This window comes from Corynebacterium tuberculostearicum, assembly GCF_022347385.1.
GTDB lineage: Bacteria > Actinomycetota > Actinomycetes > Mycobacteriales > Mycobacteriaceae > Corynebacterium > Corynebacterium tuberculostearicum_M.
In genome coordinates this window covers 13,178-32,763 of record NZ_JAKRDT010000014.1, presented here as the reverse complement: position 1 = coordinate 32,763, position 19,586 = coordinate 13,178, and the positions used below count along the sequence as shown (strand labels likewise).

Genomic DNA, 19,586 nt, shown 5'->3' with positions numbered 1-19,586 from the left:
ACCATTCACTCAGAAAGAAAGAAGCTATGTCGTCAACATCGAATAGTGCTGAACTAACCAGCATTTCAGTTACTCCGCCGAGCTACCGGCATGATCCTTCAGCCCGCATCCGCGCCATCAATTGGAACCGGGTGAGCGATGACAAGGATCTTGAAGTGTGGAACCGTCTAACCGCCAACTTTTGGTTGCCAGAGAAGGTCCCGCTTTCTAATGATCTCCCGGCGTGGCAGAAGATGACACCCGAGGAACGCAACCTCACCATGCGGGTGTTCACAGGACTCACCACCCTGGATACTGTCCAGGCCACCGTGGGTGAAATCTGTCAGATTCAAGATGCCCGCACCGAACACGAGGAGGCCGTGTATACCAACATCGCCTTCATGCAGTCAGTCCATGCCCGTTCATACTCTTCAGTGTTTTCTACCCTGAGCAGTACAAAGGAAATTGATGAAGCATACCGCTGGGCGGTGAATAACGACCTTCTCCAGGCACGCGCCAAGAAAGTTCTCGCGCACTATTTTGGGCCGGATCCACTCAAACGCAAGGTGTCATCGACGTTGCTTTCCTCGCTGCTTCTCTACGCGGGTTTCTATCTTCCCTTGCACTTTTCTGTCCACGCCACCCTGACAAATACGGCAGACATGATCCGCCTCATTCTGCGTGACAAGGCAGTGCACGGCTACTACTCGGGTTACAAATATCAGCGCGGTCTGGAATCCACGACCCCGCTACGGCAGAAGGAGATGCATGATTTCACCATTTCTTTGCTCGAAGAGCTTTATGCACTAGAGCTGGACTATTCCGGCGAGCTATATGAGCCTTTGGGACTCATGGATGATGTAGCCGTGTTCGTTCGCTATAACGCCAATAAGGCACTCATGAATTTGGGCTACCCGGATTATTTCCCGCCCGAAGAAACGGAAGTGAACCCAGAAATCCTCGCGGCCCTAGCCCCTGGAGCAGATGAGAACCATGACTTCTTCTCCGGATCTGGTTCCTCCTATGTCATTGGTACTGCTGAAGAAACGAGTGATGATGACTGGGATTTCTAAACCTTTTCCGCGACCGGACCAAGGAAGCTGGCTTGAGACCATCGCGCTGTTTGAAGCCATCCGCGAAGGAAACCAACCCGCAGCCATGCGGCTGTTGAATACATCCGCCGCACGAGAGGCCGTCCTCGGGGGGCTTCTAGGACTCATCGAACTGTACTTCCGCCATGAAGAAGGAGACAAAGTAGATGGCTTCCTCACCGCCGCCCACGCTGCCGGCCCACCACCGGCCTTTGGCTGCAAGCCTTTTCTCCCTTGACCACGTCTCCCTACACCCAACTAAGAAAGAAGGTTTACCATGACCACCCCACGTATCAGCGTTATCGTCGGCAGCCTGCGCCGAGAGTCATTTGCACGCAAGATTGCACACGAGGTGCTCACGATGATCCCTGACGGCTACGAGGCAAACATCGTGGAAATCCGTGACTTGCCGCTCTATGACTTCGACTACGATGACCCCGCCGTCACGGACAAGCCCACTCCGGCTGAGTACACCACCTTTCGCGAGACCATCAAGAACTCGAGCGGGATCCTCTTCATTACGCCAGAGAACAACCGCACTATCCCTGCCTGCCTCAAAAACGCAGTGGACATCGGCTCTAAACCCAACTCAGATGTGGCGTGGAAGAACCTTCCCGCAGGTATCATTAGCCACTCTGTAGGCCGCATGGGCGGCTACAGTTCACAGAAGAACCTTCGCCTCGCTCTGTCCTACTTCGACATGCCGCTCCCTGGTCAGCCCGAAGTATTTCTGGGCCAATCCCCCACCCTTTTCGAAGAGTCCGGACATCTCAATCAACGTACCGCAGACTTTGTCAAGGATTACGTTATGCGCTTCCTGCAGTTGACCGACGAGGCCTTTAGAGCCAAGAACGGCTAGCGGTACCCCAGCCAACACACATCACGCCCTCTTCGAAGTACTCAAAGACTCCTAGAGGGCGTTCACAATGACACAAACCCCGGATTCAGGCTCATCCTTGAGTTACCTGAATCCGGGGTTTCATGCGCGCTCGCCACCACACATGTGGCAGCAGCGCGTTACAAGCGGGAGATTACTTCTCCTCGGAAGCTTCTGCAGCGTCCTCTTCTTCGATTTCACCGAAGTACTGGTCAACATCCACGTCGTTGCCCTCTTCGTCCTTAACGGTGGTGCGGCAGATAGCGGCAGCCAGTGCCTTGCCACGGCGGACGTCAGAGAAGAGGTTAGCAATCTGACCATTGGACTGCAGCTGCTGGATGAACTGGTTCGGGTCCATACCGTAGGACTGAGCGGTGAACAGGATGTGGTCGGTAAGCTCCTGCTGGGAAACTTCCGGCTCTTCCTTTTCTGCTACGGCGTCGAGGAACAGCTGAGTGCGGACGGACTCTTCTGCCTGCTCACGAGTCTGCTTATCAAACTCCTCGCGGGAAGTGCCCTGTGCCTCAAGCAACTGAGCCAGTGCCTTCTCATCGTGAGCCAGCTGGCCCAGAATCTGGTGCAGCTGGGAGTGAGCCTGCTCGTCCACTACGGACTGCGGCAGTTCGAATTCGACCTCGGAGAGCGCGGACTTCAAGACCTCATCGCGAATCTGGGCAGCCTGCTCGGCCTTCTTGGTCTCCTCCACCTGGGTCTTGGTGGATTCGCGCAGTTCATCCATGGTGTCGAACTCGGAAGCCATCTGAGCGAACTCATCGTCCATGGCCGGCAGCTTGCGCTCCTTGGACTGCTGGACGTGAACCTTGATGGTGGCCTCTTCGTCCTTGTGCTCGCCAGACTGGATGGTGGAAGTGAACTCGTTATCCTCACCGGTCTTCATACCACGCAGGGCGGTGTCCAAGCCCTTGATGAGGTCATCGTCACCGATGCGGTAGGACAGGCCCTCGGTGGAAGCGTCCTCGATCTTCTCGCCGTCAATCTCAGCGGTGATGTCGATGATTGCGTAGTCGCCGGTCTTCATCTTGCGCTTGGTGTCCTTGAGCTCACCGAAACGCTCTGCCAACTCCTCCAGAGCCTTGTCGACGTCCTCTTCGTCAGCCTTCAGGGCCGGGACGGTAACGGAAATCTTGGAGAAGTCTGGGACCTCGAACTCAGGGCGGATATCAACCTCGGCAGTGAACTCCACGAAGTCTTTATCCTCAATCTTGGAAATATCAACGTCCGGCTGGCCGATAACCTTCAGATCGTTTTCCTTGACTGCCTGCTCGTAACGGGAAGGCAGCATGTCATTGACAACCTGCTCCAGGATGGGGCCGCGGCCGAAGCGAGCATCAATAAGCTGGCGCGGTGCCTTGCCCTTACGGAAACCTGGAATAGAAACCTGCTGCGCGATTGCCGCGTAAGCTTGATCGATTTCCTGGTCCAGCTCCGCAAACGGAACGTTGACGGTGAGCTTAACGCGGGTATCGCTCAGCTTGTCTACGGTGGTCTTCACGAGTGAATCTCCCTGGCTTCATTGTTTTACGTACATAAACTTAAAGGGGGTCCGGAAATCCTTATTAGGGCATTTCCAGACCCCCATACGTCGGGGCGACAGGATTTGAACCTGCGACCCCCTGCTCCCAAAGCAGGTGCGCTACCAAACTGCGCCACGCCCCGTATGTAGGCCACCAAGTTGCCTTGGCTGCGTTGCATACCTGAGACAGTGTACCGTGTCCGTTTTAAATCTCCTAAACGGACCCCCACTTAAAGGTATAAACGCAGCCCAACGGCCGATTTTGACAGTGCTTCAGCTAGAAATCGAAATCAAACATTCCATCAAAGAAGCCGTCACCGTCGCCGTCAGTTAGACCATCGAAGAAACCGCCGCCATCATCGCCGCCACCAACGTCGCCAGCGTCACCGGCGTCACCACTCAGGTCGCCAGCATCACCCATACCATCGGGACCGCCCCAATCGCCTCTTTCTGCAGCAGCCGCAGAGTAGCCAATGCCCGACATGCCAGAGAATAGGGCATTAAACATCATGGAGTAGCCCACCATCCACACGCCGGTTTGCAGCGCATCGGCCCACCATGGACGGGAGTACCAACCTGCCGGAACCGGACGCCCTGCCACGATTCCACCCGGGTAGTAGTTGGGAGTATTCGCAGAAGCATATGGTGAGGCCGTAATCTCCTGGCCATTCGCTTCGACCGTACGCTCTTCCGTCACCTTGCCAGCCGCACGCTGCCCCTCCAGCGGCGGGAGTTCTGGGCCTGGGTTCATGCCCATAATTTCGCGCGCGGCATTCACATAATGCATGCCTTCCAGGGCAGACTCGCGCGCCAAGTTCGCCTGCTTGGCGGTAGTAGCACGCGAAATCGCCGCGTTAGCTGCGGTAAAGCGCTCAGAAGCATCAGCCATCGCTTGCTGGGAGGCAGAATCCGTGCCAGAAATCTGCATTACTTGGCCACCTAGCTGTTCAATCCACCGACGTGCATCAGCCTGTGCATCGGCCAATTGCTGTGCCTCACGTTCTTCTCGACGTTTGTGAGAGCTACGGGAGGAAATAAACCAGGCGCCTCCACCAATTGCCAGCGCAACGAGCAAAATTCCCACTATGATCATCGCTTTCTATAGATAGGTCCGTTCCTCTTATAACAACGGCTCAGGCGCCAGCCTAGTTCCCTATTTTCTTTTTTGGCCGCGGTTGCGCTAAAGTATGGCCCAGCGTTGAGATAGCGCGTTGTGGGAATGTCGTATAGTGGCTAATACCTCAGCCTTCCAAGCTGAAGACGCGGGTTCGATTCCCGTCATTCCCTCCAGTTTTCGCCCACCTCTAGGTGGGCGATTTTTCGTTTTCCACCCATCATCATTGGATGTTCACGGTATACGGCGAAAACATGCGACGAAGTGTAGGGTGGCGCGCATGACTTCAACCAATAAGTATTCCGAGTTTATTCGCAGCCGCCATTCGCCCCGCGCGTTCCTGCCAGAACCCATGCCGGTAGAAGACATCAAGCAGGTTTTGCTGGATGCTCAATCCGCACCGTCCAACTCCAATACCCAACCGTGGGACGTGCATTTGGTGGGCGGAGAAAAGCTCAAGGAACTAAGCGCCGCGCTTATTAAGGAATTCGACACCAACGGGCTCAGCCCAGACTTCACCACCGATTATGGTGAGGGGATCCATCCCAAGCGCTCCCAAGAGCTAGCCGCCAAAATGTACGGCCTCCTGGGCATTGAGCGCGAGGACAAAGCAGGTCGCGTGGAATTCATCCGCGAAAACTTGCGCTTCTTTGGCGCACCCCATGCGGTACTTCTCTTTATTCCGCCGATGGGTGACCGCATTCGCGCCGCCTTTGACCAAGGAACCTATACCGAAAACTTCCTGCTTTCTTTGGAAGCACACGGCTACCACGGCATCCCACAGGGGATGATTTCCTTGATTGCGCCAACTGCGCGTGAATTCCTCGGTGTAGACGAGGACTACAAGCTGGTCACCGCCATTACCTTTGGTAAAGCTGATGAATCGAGCCCGGTCTTTAAAACGAATCCAGGCCGCGCGCCACTTTCGGAAACCGTGACAGTTCACGGCATCGATGGCCTCGACCTCGATTAGCCCCCGCCCCATCAGGAAGCTACTTTCAACGATTTCGTCCATCTAAACCACCGCAACCGTCGACGAGACAGGCGATCTGTGGGGACGAAATCGTTGAATCGCCTCGGCAAGCCTAGAATTATGGCTATGGATATCACTCTTGCCACCTTTGACCATGCACCTGAGACTGCACTGCGGGGCGTGCGCTTCAACAACACGTGGGTACCGTCGGAAACGTACGCTGATTCCCGCCGCGGCACGCTGACCGGGCAATATCCGCAGCGCCAAGCCACCACGCGTATTAGCGAGGTTTTCGCGGGCGTGGGTTATGAGGTGCGCGAGGATACGCAGCCGGCCGGTAGCGATGTCTTTCGCTTGCTAGAGCAGCCCAGCCTGGAAGAACTCAACGAAGTCAATGGCGTCATCGCCGTCTGCTCGCTACTAGGTGGAAATTCGCCTATGTCCGTGTTGTGGCCGGGTGTAGCCGAAAGCGGGGAGAATAATGAGTTGGTCTCCCCTATTGACTTAGCGCCTACGCTCGCTGCCATTGCCGGCCTCGACGTACGCCCTAATGCGCAACTGTCCTTTGATGGATTGAACTTGGTACCGGTGCTGCGGCACGGCGCCTCGGGACACGCCGCGTTGTTCTTTGACAATGGAGTGCGCATGATTGATGCCTCGCTTATCGACGGCACCGCTACCCCGCCCCATGAGCGTGCCCGCCTGCAGGATGAGTGGGAGACGTGGAATAATTTCATCACTCTCGGCCCGCTGCAATAGATAGGTAGTCTGGGGCGCATGAGCGTACCTAACATCACCCTAAATGACGGCAATACCATCCCGCAGCTGGGCTTTGGCGTGTTCCAGATGGATCCGGAGCAGACCGAAGATCTGGTAGCTGAGGCCCTGCGCGTGGGTTATCGCCATATTGATACCGCCGCTATCTACGGCAATGAGGAAGGCGTAGGACGGGCTATTGCCAAGTCTGGCATTCCCCGCGAGGAGCTTTTTATCACCACCAAGCTGTGGAATGACCGCCAGACCGATGCTGCTGCAGCGCTCGATGAGTCCTTGGAAAAGCTCGGCTTGGAGTATGTGGATCTCTACCTCATCCATTGGCCGACCCCGGCGAAGGGAAACTACGTCGTAGCCTGGCAGCAGCTCATTGAGTTGCAAAAGCAGGGCAAGACAAAGTCCATCGGCGTCTCCAATTTCGAGCTGGAGCACCTGGAACAGCTGGAGCTCAAGACCGATACAAAGCCAGCGGTCAATCAGGTCGAGCTTCACCCTTACCTGCAGCGCTGGCGCGAGCTGGACGCCTTCCGCGCCCACACCGTAGCTATTGAGGCATGGGGGCCTTTGGGCCAGGGTAAGAGCGATATTTTGGATGCCCCCGAGGTCACCGACGCCGCTGCAGCGCACGATGTCAGCCCAGCGCAGGTCGTCATCCGCTGGCACCTGCAGAATGGCGTCATCCTCTTCCCCAAGTCCGCCACGCCATCGCGCATCGCGGAGAATTTCGACGTCTTCGGCTTTGAGCTCACCGAGGACGAGATGTCTGCCATCACCGCCTTGGATGAGGGCGAAGAGGGGCGCGGCGGTCCGCACCCGAATGACATGAATGACGCCTAAACCTTAGCGCCTCGGCCGAGCCGGCCGGTGCGCACACAGAAACGCCGCGAAACCACCATTGGTCCGCGGCGTTTTGCGTGGCTTAGGCCTCTGGCAACTCCGGGGCGATGCCGGTGCGCTCGTATTCCGCCAAGATGTCGATGCGGCGCTGGTGGCGCTCCGCGCGGGACCATTCTTGGTCTAGGAAGGCGTCGACGATTTCCAGTGCCTGCTCCTCGGAGTGCATGCGGCCACCGATGCCGATGAGCTGGGCATTGTTGTGCTCACGGGCAAGGCGGGCGGTCTCTGCGGACCACGCCAGTGCGCAGCGAGCACCCTTGACCTTATTGGCAGCAATCTGCTCACCATTGCCAGAACCGCCTAGCACGATGCCCAGGGAACCCGGATCGTTGACGGTGCGTTGTGCCGCTTCGATGCAAAAGGCCGGGTAGTCATCCTCGGCATCGTAGGTATGGGCGCCGCAGTCAATGACTTCGTGGCCCTGCTTGGTGAGGTGTTCAGCGATCAGGTTCTTGGTTTCGAAACCTGCGTGGTCTGCTCCTAGATATACGCGCATGGCCCACATCCTACCGGCCCGGCGCGCCTTGAGGAGGCTTAGCGCCCACCCTGTTTCGTATTACATTTTCCTGATAGGCTCGCGGGCGACCACAATCGCTATAAAGGAGGAAAGCCATGCCTATAACCAAACCAGTCCTCGCGCTCTACGGCGGGAGCCTTCTCGCCTGCATCATTATGCTTGGCGTTCAAGTTTCCGGCAGCGGGGGCTTCCTCCTCCCGCTTATCGCAAGCATTCTTGCCACTTTGGCTCACCTGGGCCTGGGAGTGTGGTGGATTGCGCAAAAGGTGCGCGGGAAACCGAGGTCCAACGGGGGCGCAATTGCGGCCGGCATTATCGCGCTTCTTGCCGGTGCCTCGTGGGCATCCTGGGCGCTAGTCGCGTGGGACGACTTTCGGGCCGGCATGGAACTTCCCTCTATCAATATCGCAGGTCTGCCGGCATTCATCTTGACCCCGCTGACCATCGCGCTGTGTGTCGGCGCCGCAATTCAGCTGCGCCGACGTGAGAAAAGCGCTTAGTTCTCCTCCACCTGGGGCATCTCGGTGCGGGAGCGCTTGAGCTCGAAGAAGTAGGGGTACTGGGCAAGGCGCAGGGAGGCGTCGAAAAGCTCGCCTGCTTCTTCCCCGGTAGGGATGCGGGTAATAACTGGGCCAAAGAAGGCGGTCTCGCCCAGCTTGATAACCGGGGTGCCTACCTCATCGCCCACAGCGGAAATGCCGTTGTGGTGGTACTCGCGCAGCTTCTCGTCATAGTCCTCGGTATTGGCTACCTCGGCGAACTCTGCTGGGAGGTCCACCTCCGCTAGGGCTTGGGCGATGATGTCATCATAGGCGCCAAAGCCGGTGCGCATACCGTTGCCCTTGGCGTGAATCAGGGTGCCCATTGCGGTGTAGAGCTCGTCTACCTTCTCAGGGCGCTCGGCCTTGACCTTGGCAAAGACGCGGGCTGGGCCCCAGTTAGCCTTCATCATGTCCATGTAGTTGGAGTCCAGATCGCGGCCGTCATTGAGCACGGACAGGGACATCGGCTCGAACTCGACCTCGATGTCGCGCACCTTTTCTACTTCCTTAATCCAGCGCGAGGTGGCCCACGCGAAGGGGCAGGATACGTCGAACCAGAACTTTACTGCGTCAGCCATGAATACTCCTTTGATTGAAAAAGTTTGCCCCACCAGCCTAGGTGCACGACTACTGTGGATGCAGAACTATTTTCGGCTTAGAAGGAGAATATAGGCCATGACCTCTATAAACCTGACTCGCGAGGAAGCTGCCCAGCGCTCCCGAATGATCGAGGTGAACCACTACGACGTCACTTTAGACCTCAAGTATTCAGACACCCACTTCCTGTCCACCACGAAGGTGAGCTTCACCTCGCAGGAGATCGGCTCCACCTTTATTGATCTGCGCGCCGAGGAAATCCAGGAGGTACGCCTCAACGGCAATCCCCTGCCCACTGAGTCCTATAACCCCACCTACGGCATTCCCCTGTCTGGCCTTCAGGTAGCCGATTACACGCTAGAAGTCACCGCCAAAATCCCGTACTCCCGCACCGGTGAGGGTCTGCACCGCTTTGTCGACCCCGCTGATAACAAGGTCTACCTTTATACCCAGTTTGAAACCGCCGATGCCAAGCGCGTCTTCGCCTGCTTTGACCAGCCGGATATGAAGGCCACCTACGCGCTGCATTTCAAGGCGCCCGAAGAGTGGACCATCATTAGCAATGGCCCGGTGAGCTGGGAGGGCGATGTAGCCAGCACGGCTATTGACTACCCGTTGTCCACCTACCTGGTAGCCCTCTGCGCCGGCCCGTACCACGAGGTCACCGATACCTGGCGAGGCGAGCTGACCGCACACCCAGAGGGCAAGCCGGCCCAAAAGCTCGAGGTGCCACTCGGCATCTACTGCCGCGCTTCGCTCGCCCACGCACTGGATGCCGAGCGCCTGTTCACGGAGACCAAGCAGGGCTTTGATTTCTACCACCGCAACTTCGGTTTCCCCTACCCCTTTGGCAAGTATGACCAGATTTTCGTGCCGGAGTTCAACGCCGGCGCGATGGAAAATGCCGGCTGCGTCACCATCCGCGATGAGTACGTCTTTACTTCCCAGGCCACGCACTACAAGTACGAGCGCCGCGCCGATACCGTCCTGCACGAGTTAGCCCATATGTGGTTCGGTGACTTGGTCACCATGCAGTGGTGGGACGATTTGTGGCTCAATGAGTCCTTCGCCACCTGGTCCGCCGCCATCTCCCAGGCGGAGGAAACCGAATACGATACCGCGTGGGTAACCTTTGCCAATGTGGAAAAATCCTGGGCTTATCAGCAGGATCAGCTGCCGACCACCCACCCGATTTCCACCGATGCCAGCGATATCGAAACGGTGGAGCAAAACTTCGATGGCATCACTTACGCCAAGGGCGCTTCAGTGCTCAAGCAGCTGCAGGCTTATGTCGGCCGCGAGAACTTCCTGGCTGGTGTGCGCCGCCACTTCGCCGCCCATGCATGGGGCAATGCCACCTTTGATGATCTGTTGCGCCACCTGGAAGAGGCCTCCGGCCGCGACCTTTCCTTCTGGGCGCAACAGTGGCTCAAGACCTCCGGCATCAATACGCTCAGCGTGGCGCTCAATGCGGATGAGTCTGGCACGATTACCCATGCTTACCTCACCCAGGCCGGCGATACCCTGCGCACCCACCGCGTGGCGGTAGGCCTGTATAACCTGCAGGACGGCAAGGTGGTGCGCACCGATCGCATCGAGATGGATATCGATGGCGCTTCCACCGAGATTCCAGAGCTCATCGGCCGCCAGTTGGCAGACATTGATTTCCTGCTGCCCAACGACGATGACCTGACCTATTGCCTCATCGAGCTGGACGCGGGTTCCCTGCAATTCCTGCTGGACAATATTGATAAGTTTGCCGATCCCATGGCCCGCACCCTGTGCTGGTCTACCGCCTGGGAGATGACCCGCGCCGGTACTATGCGCGCCCGCGATTTCATCCAGCTGGTCGCTCGCGGCATGCAGGCGGAGACCGAGCTCGCCGTGCTCGAGCGCATTGTCCTGCAGGCCTCTAGCGCGCTCAAGAACTATGCCGACCCACAGTGGGCCGCCCAAAGCACCCTGCTTGCCGACGCCCTCCTCGACGGCGCCCACAGCCCCGATGCCCAGCGCTCCATCATCTGCACCCAGGCACTGGCGAAGATTCGCCTGCACGATAGCGCGCGCGAGTACCTGCGGGGCGTGCTCGAGTCCTCCGAGGATGCGGGACTGCGCTGGTCCGCACTGGCGGCACTTGCCGCCGATGGCGCGGTAGAAGACGTCCCCGCTGCCGCGGACGCGCAACTCGAGCGCGATAACTCCGCCACCGGCTACTACTCTTCCCTGCGTGCCCGCGCAGCCGTGGCAACCGCCGAGAACAAGCGCGCGGTATGGAAAGAAATCGTGGCGGGAAATCTCACCAACCGCGAGCTCACCTCCAAGCTGGAAGGCCTGCTCTACCCGCATAGCGATGAATTCCTGCCCACCGCGGAATTCTTCGATATCGCGGAAAAGGTATGGTCTTCCCAGTCCTCCGAGGTGGCGCTGACCACCGTGACGGGCCTCTTCCCTTCCTGGGATATCACGCACAAGGGCCTAGAGCGCGCCGATGCCTTCTTGAAGAAGGAGCTGCCGGGTGGTCTGCGCCGTACGGTCACCGAGCAGCGTGACCGCGTGGCCCGCGCGCTGCGCAACCGCCAGGTCGACGCTAGCTAAGCCGGCTTTCCCGCGCCGTTGCCCTGGCCCGGTAGGGGTTGCGGCGCGGGATCCTCACCCAGGACCACCTCGACGTTGGCGATATCAGAGCGCAGCGACTCTTCAATATAGGCAAAGACCGCGCCCGATTTGGTCTTGAGCAGCCGCACGAACCGAAGCAGCGGGTGCGATCGGCTCACGTGCAAAAGTTTCTGCTCTTCGGTGCGGGCGGTAGCGGCACGCATGCTCTCGCGCTTAAAGACGGGCTTGAGGCTATAGCCAGCCAGGATTTCCATGATGGGCTCGCGCAGATCGTGCTGATTGAGATCGGGAGCCATCTCTACCGGGATGGTATAGCGCGAAAGGATGACGGGCTTGCCATCGACGGTATAGACGCGCTTGATCTCCCACGCAAAGGTGGAATCGCTAACGCCCAATACCGCTGCCACATGCTTGGGCACGTGGGCCTTGTTAACGGAGACCACGCGCACGGCGGTATCGTGCCCGCGCTCGCGCAGCTGGGTGACGATATTGTCCTTGTTGGTCAGGCTCAGTGTAGGGGGAACCGTGCGCACGTAGGTGCCACCACTGCGCCCGCGGCGGCGGTCAATGAGGCCTTCTACTTCCAAAATGTCTAAAGCATGGCGCACGGTCATGCGCGCGACATGAAATTCTCGGACCAATTCGCGTTCGGTAGGAAATCTCTGACCGGGTTCTAATTCGTTGCGTTCGATCTTGTCGCGTAGGGCATCCGAGATACGGAGATAGGCGGGCCGTTTTCGGCTTTGGGAAGTCACAGCCCCCGAGTGTAATGGACACCCCTGGAAACCAACCCCATTAATGTGTGATGTACATTACCACTACTTGCGTTCCTACTTGCGCAGATGTAACTCGATTCGCGGCCTGACCTGGATTTCCGTCAGCTGGGTGGAGGGGCCTGCCTCCACCACCGTACGAATGGCACGAGCCACCTCAGCCGGGACAATGACCTGGGAGGGATCATAATCCTGCAGACCCTTAAGCATCGGTGTATCGGTAGGCCCCGGAGCCACGGTGGATACGCGGATCCCCGGCTCAGAGATGCGCAGTCCATCGGCGAGTGCATACAACGCGTGCTTGGTCGCCGCGTAGATGACGTTATCGCCGTAGCTGTGGCGTCCTGCGCCAGAGTTAATAAAGACCACGGTGCCCTCCGCCTTGCGCAGCTGCGGCAGCAAGGCGCGGGTCAGCTCAGCAGGGGCATGCACGTTGAGGTCCATGTGCGCGCGCCAATTTTCGGGCGTGGCTTCCTCCACGGAGTACTTGGTAGCTCGTGCAGCCGCGTGGACGAGCACGTCCACGCGGTCTAGCTCCGGCAGCTTCATGCCTTCATCGAGGCCGGCGACGAGGTCGATGGCTACCGGCGTAATGGAGTCCGATTCGGGCAGTTCCGCCGCGCTACGGCCCAGTGCGTACACGTGGTAATCACCGGCTAGGTCAGCGATGATTTCGCGGCCCATGCCGCCGGTAGCGCCGGTGACGACGGCGACCTTCTGCGGGTCTTCGCTCTCCGAGTGTGCTGGTGCGGTGACGTTCTCAGTATCAGTCATGCCGCCCCATCATAGGGATCCTTCGCCTTCAGCGCCGCGCCGGAGCAGTCGCCGCCGGTAGGCAGTTAGCGGAAGCGCTTAGGCACGTCCGGTTGGCCCAGGGTGAGCATCAAACGATTAGCCCAGTTGAAGAAGGAGGAAGCGTAGATGAGGTCCAGGATGGATTGATCATCGAATCCGGCTGCACGCAGGTCCGCGCATAGTGCCGCATCGAAGGCAAACGGGGTTTCCGTCAGCGCCACCGCGGCGCGACGGATAAGGTCCCATTCCTTTGAGCCAAGGTCAGCATCGATGCCCTCGTCCAAGAGGCGGTCTACGATTTCACGGTCGCCGCCCTCCTGGACGCACCGCGCCTGGTGCACGGAGGCACAGTACTCGCAGCCGTTGTAGCGCGAGGCCACAGTAGCGGCAAGCTCGCGGTCCGCACGGGAGAGGCCGCCCTCGGTGTTATAGAAAATGTCCAGGTCAGTCAGCGTGCGCGCCTTCAAGGCCGCAGGGTCGCGGGCGAGCAAGCGGAAGTACTCGGAATCGATACGCTCTGGCTTGATGAGGGCATCAGTATGCACCGCGGTGAAATCCTCCTTCGCCAGCGCCTCTACCCAGGGCTTCCAGCCCAGGGAGTGGTTGACAAAGTGGTCCGGCAGCACAGTATTGGGCTGCAACGTGTTCGCGGTTACCTCCCAACCCGGATCGGCCACGCCGGCGGCGCGCTCGGCTGCGGGGTGGGATGCGGGCTCCTCGCCAGAAAGTACGCGCAGGCCGTGGACCACGCGCAGCTGGAAGGCCAAAAATGCCACCAGCTGGGACAGGCTGACGATATCCGTAGCGGACCATCCTGCGGCATCGAGGTGCCCGATGGCCTGCGGGGAGGCGTCCTTAGGGTGGAAAGCCAGAAGGTGCGCCCAATCAAAGGCCGCAGCTAGGCGTGTGCCCAGCGCGGCTTCCGCGGAGGTATCGCCGAAGATAAGGAAATCACCCTGGTGATACGGGCCGGTGGACACACCGCGCTGGCTCGCGGCGCGCACGGCGGCAACAAGGTCCTCGTCGGCCTCATCTTCCAGCAAGTCGAAGTAGAAATCCGCAGCCTCGCTCGCCTGGTAGATTGCAGCGGTAAAAGCCGCTACGGCATAGCGCTCCGTATAGGAGAACTCGCCTGGCTCTGCCGGCTCGAGCAAAGCGCTAAAGCTCAGTTGCGCATTGTCCTGCGCATCATGGCGCGCACGGCGCAGCTGTTGCACCTCGGCGCTGGCGTGGGAGAGCTCATTAATAATGTCAGTCATATTTTCAGTCCAACCTTTCTGGGGCGCGGTTATAGCCCCAAGTTTAGGTCTCCGGCACGATAGCGGGAGCCAGGGATGGCGTCAATTAGTTGGCGCGTGTACTCGGTTTCCGGATGCGCAAAAACCTGCGCGGTAGGTCCGGATTCCACTTGCGTGCCGTGGGAGAGCACGGAAACGGTATCGGAAATTTGATTAACTACCGCCAGATCGTGGGAGATGAAGATATAGGTAAGTTCCAGCTCGCGCTGCAGCTCGTCGAGCAGGCGCAGGATCTGCGCCTGCACGGTGACGTCGAGCGCGGACACGGCCTCATCAAGCACCACGAGATCGGGCTCAATGATCATGGCGCGGGCGATGGCCACGCGCTGACGCTGACCGCCGGAGAGTTCGCGGGGGCGCCGGGAAGCCATGGAGGAATCCAAAGCCGCCAAATCAAGAAATTCGCGTGCTTTGGCACGCGCATCCCGCTTGGAAGCGCCGGTGAAATTGCGCACCGGTTCGGCGATAGTATCGCCGATGCTCAAGCGCGGATCCAGCGAGCCAAAGGGATTTTGGTAAACCATCTGGATCGAACGGCGCAGCTCGCGACGGCGCTTGCCACGGGCGGAGCTGATGTCCTCCCCACCCAAGCGAATGCTGCCGGAGGTGGGCGTGCTCAACAGGGAAATGGCGCGGCCGGTGGTGGTCTTACCGGAGCCAGATTCCCCCACCAATGCATGGGTGGTGCCGCGGGCTACGGAAAAGTTGATGTCTTCTACCGCGGTGAAATCCCCGAAGCGTTGGCTCAGCCCTTCCACCTCAAGCAGGGTTTCGCGTTGCGCGGATGCGGCGGCCCGCACAGGAGATGCGGCCTGGGAGGAAGTGGGGGCGGTGAGCGAGGGGGCGTCGGCAAGCAGGCGCTTGGAATAGGCGTGTTGGGGATCGGTGAGGACGCGGGCAGCAACGCCCGACTCGCGGACGGTGCCCTTTTCCATCACCACGATGTTATTGGCGCGGTCGCCCGCCACGGCCAGATCATGGGTAATGAAAAGGACGCCCATGGTGAGCTCTTCACGCATCTCATCCAGGAGGTCCAGGATGATCTTCTGCACGGTGACATCGAGCGCGGAGGTAGGCTCATCGGCGATGATGAGCTCCGGCTCCAATGCCACGGCCGCGGCAATGAGCACACGCTGCTTCATGCCGCCGGATAGCTCATGCGGGTACTGGTCATAGCGGCGCTGCGGATCATCAATGCCCACGCGCTCCAAAAGCTCCAGTGCACGCTTCTTCCGGGAGGCCTTATCGCCCTGCCCGTGGATGGCCATGCCTTCCTCCACCGAGGCACCGATGGTCTTGAGCGGGTTAAGCGAGTTATTGGGATCCTGCGGAATAAGTCCAATACGGCGACCGCGCAGCTCCCGCCACTGCTTTTGGGAATACTGGGTAACGTCGCGGCCGTCGAAAGTAATGGTGCCAGAAACGATCGACGCATTGTCTGGCAACAAACCAATGGCGGCCATGGCGGAGGTGGACTTGCCGGAACCGGACTCGCCAACGATGGCGGTCATCTCGCCAGGGTTTACCTCGAGCTCAATGCCGCTTACCGCTTCTACCTCACCGTGCGCGGTGCGGTAGGTAATGGATAGATCACTAATGCTAAGCAGGGACATTAGGCCGCCTTTCGCAGTGTCTGGCTGAGGTGGTTGGCCGCGAGGACCACGGCGACGATCACAATGCCCGGGGCGATGGTCAACCAGCCGGCCGTGGCGATGTAATCGCGCGATTCAGAGATGAGAAGACCCCATTCCGGAGTTGGGGGCGGTGCGCCATAGCCCAGGAAGCCTAGGGTGGCTAGCTGCAAAATGGCCAGGCCAAATTGCAGGGCTGCTACGGCGAAGACCGCGGTGAGTGAATTGGGAAGAATATGGCGCACGAGCACCTGGAAGGAAGAACCGCCGGAGCCATAGGCGGCCTCGACGAAATCGGAGCCGGCAACGCTAAGCACCTGGGAGCGTGCCAGGCGCGCAAAGGTGGCCACGGAGGTGATGCCTACAGCGATGGCGGCATTGAAGATGCCGTGACCCAGCACGATGATGACGGACAGGGAGAGCAAGAGTCCGGGGATGGACAGCAGCACGTCCACGATGCGCATGATGACGGCATCGACCCAGCCGCGGCGCACGCCGGCGATGACGCCCAAGATGGTGCCGACGATGAGGCCGAAAAGAACGGCCAGGAGCGCGCCGAGTAGGGATTGGCGCGCGCCGTAGACCACGAGGGTGTAGAGATCACGGCCGACGGCATCGGTGCCGAACCAGTGTTGGAAGCTGGGTTGCAGCAGCGCCGTGGTGTCCCCGCCCTGATTAGGGTCCTGGGAGGTAAATAATTGGGGGAACAGCGCGCAGAGCACCGCCAGCCCCAGCACAATCAGCGAGATGATGGTGCCCGGGGTGAGCTTCAGCTGTGTGGATTTAAGCTTCATGCTTGGACCTTCTTCTCGTTCGTTGCGGTGGTATCGGCGGTGGTGGCAGCGGTGGCGGAGCTAGATGCAGTCTCGTGCTCGCGCTCGCGCAGGCGCACGTCAAGCACTGGGTAGAGCAGGTCCACAATGAGATTGATAAGGACAAAGACCGCAGCGGCAAGCACCACAATGGCCAGCAGCACCGAGGTATCGCGGTTAGCCACCGCATCCACGGTCAGCGCGCCAATACCGTGGCGGGCGAAGACCGCTTCTGTCACCACGGAGCCGCCGACGAGCTCACCAAAGGTAAGGCCGGCCATGGTCAGCGCCGGCAGCAGCGCGTTGCGCAGGACGTTGCGCCACAACAACCAGGCACCGCTAGCACCCTTGGCACGCACAACCTGCACGAAGGACATATCCATTACCTCATCGATAGAGCGCAGTAGCACCTGCGCCAGCGGCGCGGCCACGAAGATGGCCAGGGTGATTACCGGCAAGATGAGGCTTTGAGCGTCGCTCGCACCGATGACCGGCACCCAGCCCAAGCCAAAGGAGAAAATCTGGATCAAAATGATGCCGATCCAGAAGGTGGGCAGGGAAACCATCACGGAAGGCAGGCTGCGGAAGAAACTGCGCAGCCAAGAAAATGGGCCAAAGGTGGAGACAATAGCCACTAGGAAGGCCAGGACCACGCCTACGAGGAAGGCGAAGACCGCCAGCGCCAGCGTGGAGGGAAGGGCATCTGCCAGCATCTCCGATACGGCGGTACCGGTGGCGACGGAAAAGCCAAAATCACCGGTGAGGAATCCGCCGAGCGCGCTGAAGTAGCGGCTTAAGATCGGCTCATCGGCACCATAAACCTCGCGGATGGCGGCCAGCTGTTCGGCGTTGAGCCCCAAGTTGGGGTTGTCATAGCGGGTCGCGACGGCGTCACCAGGCAGTGCTGCTAGGAGGATGAAAGAAAGGGTGAAGGTTGCCCAGATAACGAGCACGGCTTGGCCGATGCGCAGGGCAATAGTTTTCAGGCTCATGGTTTAGTCCTCCCCTTCTGCGGGGTTGATGTCTACCGCATAGAACGATGGGCGGCCGATGGCCTCGGTGCTAAAGCCCTCGATATAGGGCTGGAAACCATAGACCTGCGGCTCTTCAAACATGGGCAGGATATAGGCCTGTTCGGACAGGTAGTCCTGCATGCGGCCAGTCATGGCCAGGCGATCCTTTTCGCTGCTGAGGTTGAAGTAGTCCTCCACCAACTTCTGCAATTTCTCATCGCCAAAGCTATCGGTCTCCTCGTCATAGTTGAGGAAAGAATTGCGCCCGGTGCCATCCAGCCACGTGGCCAAGGTGTCCACATTGGCACGGCCGGTCATGGTGTGGCGTACCTGCACGGTGTCTTGGTCCTTCATGGCCTTTTGCTGCGCAGAGCGGTCACCCGGGTTGAGGTTGGCCTCAATGCCGACGTTCTTGAGCATCTCCTGGGCCTTGGTGAACATCTCTTTAGAGCGCGGCTGTGGGACGGCTTCATTGAAGGTCACGGCCAGGCGCTGGCCGTCCTTTTCGCGAATGCCATCTTCTCCTGGGCGCCAACCGGCCTCATCGAGCAGGCGCTTGGATTCTTCTGGATCAAAGGCATAGTTCGCGGACTGATCTTTATAGCCAATAGCCGTCTTGGCCAGGATCGAGGTGCCCTTGGGGTAGGAATCAGAAAAGAGGGTGTCCAGGATATTATCGCGGTCAATGGCGTGGATGATGGCCTGGCGCACGCGCTTGTCTTCCAAGAGTGGATGGCGGAAGTGGAAGTGGAAGCTATTATTCACGCCACGGGTGGGGGCGGCGAAAATCTGCAGGTTTTGATCCTTCAGGTGCTTCTCATCAGGGGCTTCGATCTGGCGCGCGACATCGGACTGGCCGGCTACAAGCGAGCCCACGCGCACGGAGTCTTCGGCCGCGAGCACGATATTGATGCCCTCAATATCGGCCGGGCCCTGGTGGTCCTTGCGGGCCGGGGGCGCCCAGTCATAGTCCTCGCGCTTCTTAAGCACCAGCTTGGTGCCCAGCTCTTCTTCCTCAATGACGAAAGGACCAGAACCGGAAATCGCGGTCGCGTTGCCCGGCGCGAAGCCGGTGTCATCCAAATCCAAGGTGGCATTAGAAAGCAGGCCCTGGTTCATCACGGAGGTGGACTGCGGGAAGCCCGGGGAAGGCTCGCTGAAGTAGAACTTCACCGTGTAGTCATCGATGACCTCGGATTTTTCATAATTGGGCAGCTGCTCCGATGGAGTGAGCATGCGGTCCTCATCGCCTAGGGCATAAAGGTCATAGTTCTTCTTCACGTTCGCGGCATCCAGGCGGGAACCATCGGAGTAGGTCACGCCCTTGCGAATCTTGAAGGTGAACTCAGTATTGTCCTTGTTCGACTTAGGCATTTCCTCCGCAATCCACGGGTGCAGCTCGAGGGTATCCGGGTCCTGCCAGAGCAGGCGGTCCGTGATGTTATTGAGCACACCACCGTTGGGGTAATAGCCGCCGGAGGGCGGATAGAGGTTGTTGAACATATTGGGCTCGACATAGGTGACCATGCCATCTTCCGCGGCGTGGGAAGTAGAGGCGCACGAGGTAAGCGAGAGAGCTAGCGCGCCGCTGGCCAGGACCGCGGCCACGGGCCGCAGGAGCCGAGAAAGTTGCTTCATAAAAGCTCGAGTTCCTTTAAGTCTAAAGTAGTACTCGCCCATTAGACCACACTCATACCTAGAAATACAAGACTGGCCAGTCTACCTTACTACCTGCCAAAACGGCGGCGCAACA

At 59.1% G+C, this 19,586-nt stretch carries 19 protein-coding genes and 2 tRNA genes; 9 read left to right on the top strand and 12 right to left on the bottom strand.

Annotated elements, in window-relative coordinates; translation table 11 throughout:
- The first annotated feature begins 26 nt into the window (after positions 1-26).
- The 3 genes from nrdF to MHK00_RS08660 all read left to right on the top strand — a co-directional run bounded on the left by nrdF (position 27) and on the right by MHK00_RS08660 (position 1,929).
- On the top strand, positions 27-1,052 hold the full coding sequence (gene nrdF, locus MHK00_RS08670) for a class 1b ribonucleoside-diphosphate reductase subunit beta (protein ID WP_023020918.1): 1,026 nt from the start codon (positions 27-29) through the stop codon (positions 1,050-1,052).
- 85 nt (positions 1,053-1,137) lie between these two features.
- Positions 1,138-1,308, top strand: a complete 171-nt coding sequence (locus MHK00_RS08665; protein WP_005329175.1) for a hypothetical protein — start codon at positions 1,138-1,140, stop codon at positions 1,306-1,308.
- Between the two features lie 39 nt (positions 1,309-1,347).
- On the top strand, positions 1,348-1,929 hold the full coding sequence (locus MHK00_RS08660; RefSeq protein ID WP_250411381.1) for an NADPH-dependent FMN reductase: 582 nt from the start codon (positions 1,348-1,350) through the stop codon (positions 1,927-1,929).
- 172 nt (positions 1,930-2,101) lie between these two features.
- On the opposite strand, the gene tig is transcribed toward MHK00_RS08660, so the two are convergent.
- The 3 genes from tig to MHK00_RS08645 form a co-directional block, all read right to left on the bottom strand.
- On the bottom strand, positions 2,102-3,460 hold the full coding sequence (gene tig / locus MHK00_RS08655; RefSeq protein WP_250411379.1) for a trigger factor: 1,359 nt from the start codon (positions 3,458-3,460) through the stop codon (positions 2,102-2,104).
- Positions 3,461-3,550: 90 nt separating this feature from the next.
- A tRNA-Pro gene (locus MHK00_RS08650) sits at positions 3,551-3,624 on the bottom strand.
- A gap of 134 nt (positions 3,625-3,758) precedes the next feature.
- Positions 3,759-4,574 carry a DUF1542 domain-containing protein gene (locus MHK00_RS08645; RefSeq protein WP_250411378.1) on the bottom strand — a complete coding sequence of 272 codons (816 nt, stop codon included), beginning with the start codon at positions 4,572-4,574 and terminating at the stop codon, positions 3,759-3,761.
- A 122-nt stretch (positions 4,575-4,696) separates the two neighbouring features.
- Here MHK00_RS08645 and MHK00_RS08640 point away from each other — a divergent pair.
- The 4 genes from MHK00_RS08640 to MHK00_RS08625 all read left to right on the top strand — a co-directional run bounded on the left by MHK00_RS08640 (position 4,697) and on the right by MHK00_RS08625 (position 7,179).
- Positions 4,697-4,771: transfer RNA gene (locus tag MHK00_RS08640), tRNA-Gly, on the top strand.
- Positions 4,772-4,875: 104 nt separating this feature from the next.
- Complete coding sequence (locus tag MHK00_RS08635; RefSeq protein ID WP_023020914.1) at positions 4,876-5,568, top strand: nitroreductase family protein; 693 nt, start codon at positions 4,876-4,878, stop codon at positions 5,566-5,568.
- A gap of 126 nt (positions 5,569-5,694) precedes the next feature.
- Positions 5,695-6,327: a hypothetical protein gene (locus tag MHK00_RS08630; protein WP_250411376.1), complete on the top strand. Its 633-nt coding sequence runs from the start codon at positions 5,695-5,697 to the stop codon at positions 6,325-6,327.
- A gap of 18 nt (positions 6,328-6,345) precedes the next feature.
- Positions 6,346-7,179: an aldo/keto reductase gene (locus tag MHK00_RS08625; protein WP_250411374.1), complete on the top strand. Its 834-nt coding sequence runs from the start codon at positions 6,346-6,348 to the stop codon at positions 7,177-7,179.
- Between the two features lie 82 nt (positions 7,180-7,261).
- On the opposite strand, the gene MHK00_RS08620 is transcribed toward MHK00_RS08625, so the two are convergent.
- Positions 7,262-7,735 (bottom strand): ribose-5-phosphate isomerase, encoded by a 474-nt coding sequence (locus MHK00_RS08620; RefSeq protein WP_250411372.1) that lies wholly within the window; start codon positions 7,733-7,735, stop codon positions 7,262-7,264.
- Positions 7,736-7,851: 116 nt separating this feature from the next.
- Between MHK00_RS08620 and MHK00_RS08615 the strand changes: the two genes are divergently transcribed.
- Positions 7,852-8,256 carry an MFS transporter gene (locus MHK00_RS08615; RefSeq protein WP_198491951.1) on the top strand — a complete coding sequence of 135 codons (405 nt, stop codon included), beginning with the start codon at positions 7,852-7,854 and terminating at the stop codon, positions 8,254-8,256.
- Here MHK00_RS08615 and MHK00_RS08610 read toward each other — a convergent pair.
- Positions 8,253-8,876 carry a mycothiol-dependent nitroreductase Rv2466c family protein gene (locus MHK00_RS08610; protein ID WP_179386891.1) on the bottom strand — a complete coding sequence of 208 codons (624 nt, stop codon included), beginning with the start codon at positions 8,874-8,876 and terminating at the stop codon, positions 8,253-8,255. The two genes, MHK00_RS08615 and MHK00_RS08610, sit on opposite strands and share 4 nt — an antisense overlap.
- Before the next feature lie 97 nt (positions 8,877-8,973).
- On the opposite strand from MHK00_RS08610, the gene pepN reads away from it, so the two are divergent.
- Entirely contained in the window at positions 8,974-11,490 is a 2,517-nt protein-coding gene (gene pepN, locus MHK00_RS08605; protein WP_250411370.1) for an aminopeptidase N, read from the top strand.
- Here the strand turns inward: pepN and MHK00_RS11975 are convergent.
- The 7 genes from MHK00_RS11975 to MHK00_RS08570 all read right to left on the bottom strand — a co-directional run bounded on the left by MHK00_RS11975 (position 11,487) and on the right by MHK00_RS08570 (position 19,471).
- On the bottom strand, positions 11,487-12,266 hold the full coding sequence (locus MHK00_RS11975; RefSeq protein ID WP_250411368.1) for a GntR family transcriptional regulator: 780 nt from the start codon (positions 12,264-12,266) through the stop codon (positions 11,487-11,489). The genes pepN and MHK00_RS11975 overlap by 4 nt on opposite strands.
- Before the next feature lie 75 nt (positions 12,267-12,341).
- Entirely contained in the window at positions 12,342-13,058 is a 717-nt protein-coding gene (locus MHK00_RS08595; RefSeq protein WP_250411366.1) for an SDR family oxidoreductase, read from the bottom strand.
- Between the two features lie 65 nt (positions 13,059-13,123).
- Positions 13,124-14,338: an alkylhydroperoxidase domain protein gene (locus MHK00_RS08590; RefSeq protein WP_250411364.1), complete on the bottom strand. Its 1,215-nt coding sequence runs from the start codon at positions 14,336-14,338 to the stop codon at positions 13,124-13,126.
- A gap of 29 nt (positions 14,339-14,367) precedes the next feature.
- Positions 14,368-15,990: a dipeptide ABC transporter ATP-binding protein gene (locus MHK00_RS08585; protein WP_250411363.1), complete on the bottom strand. Its 1,623-nt coding sequence runs from the start codon at positions 15,988-15,990 to the stop codon at positions 14,368-14,370.
- Positions 15,990-16,802 (bottom strand): ABC transporter permease, encoded by an 813-nt coding sequence (locus MHK00_RS08580; RefSeq protein WP_250411361.1) that lies wholly within the window; start codon positions 16,800-16,802, stop codon positions 15,990-15,992. Before MHK00_RS08580 ends, MHK00_RS08585 begins: the two co-directional genes overlap by 1 nt.
- Positions 16,799-17,812 (bottom strand): ABC transporter permease, encoded by a 1,014-nt coding sequence (locus MHK00_RS08575; RefSeq protein ID WP_005324022.1) that lies wholly within the window; start codon positions 17,810-17,812, stop codon positions 16,799-16,801. Before MHK00_RS08575 ends, MHK00_RS08580 begins: the two co-directional genes overlap by 4 nt.
- A gap of 3 nt (positions 17,813-17,815) precedes the next feature.
- A complete protein-coding gene (locus tag MHK00_RS08570) occupies positions 17,816-19,471 on the bottom strand; it encodes a TIGR04028 family ABC transporter substrate-binding protein (RefSeq protein WP_250411359.1) in 1,656 nt (551 codons plus the stop codon).
- Positions 19,472-19,586: the final 115 nt, after the last annotated feature.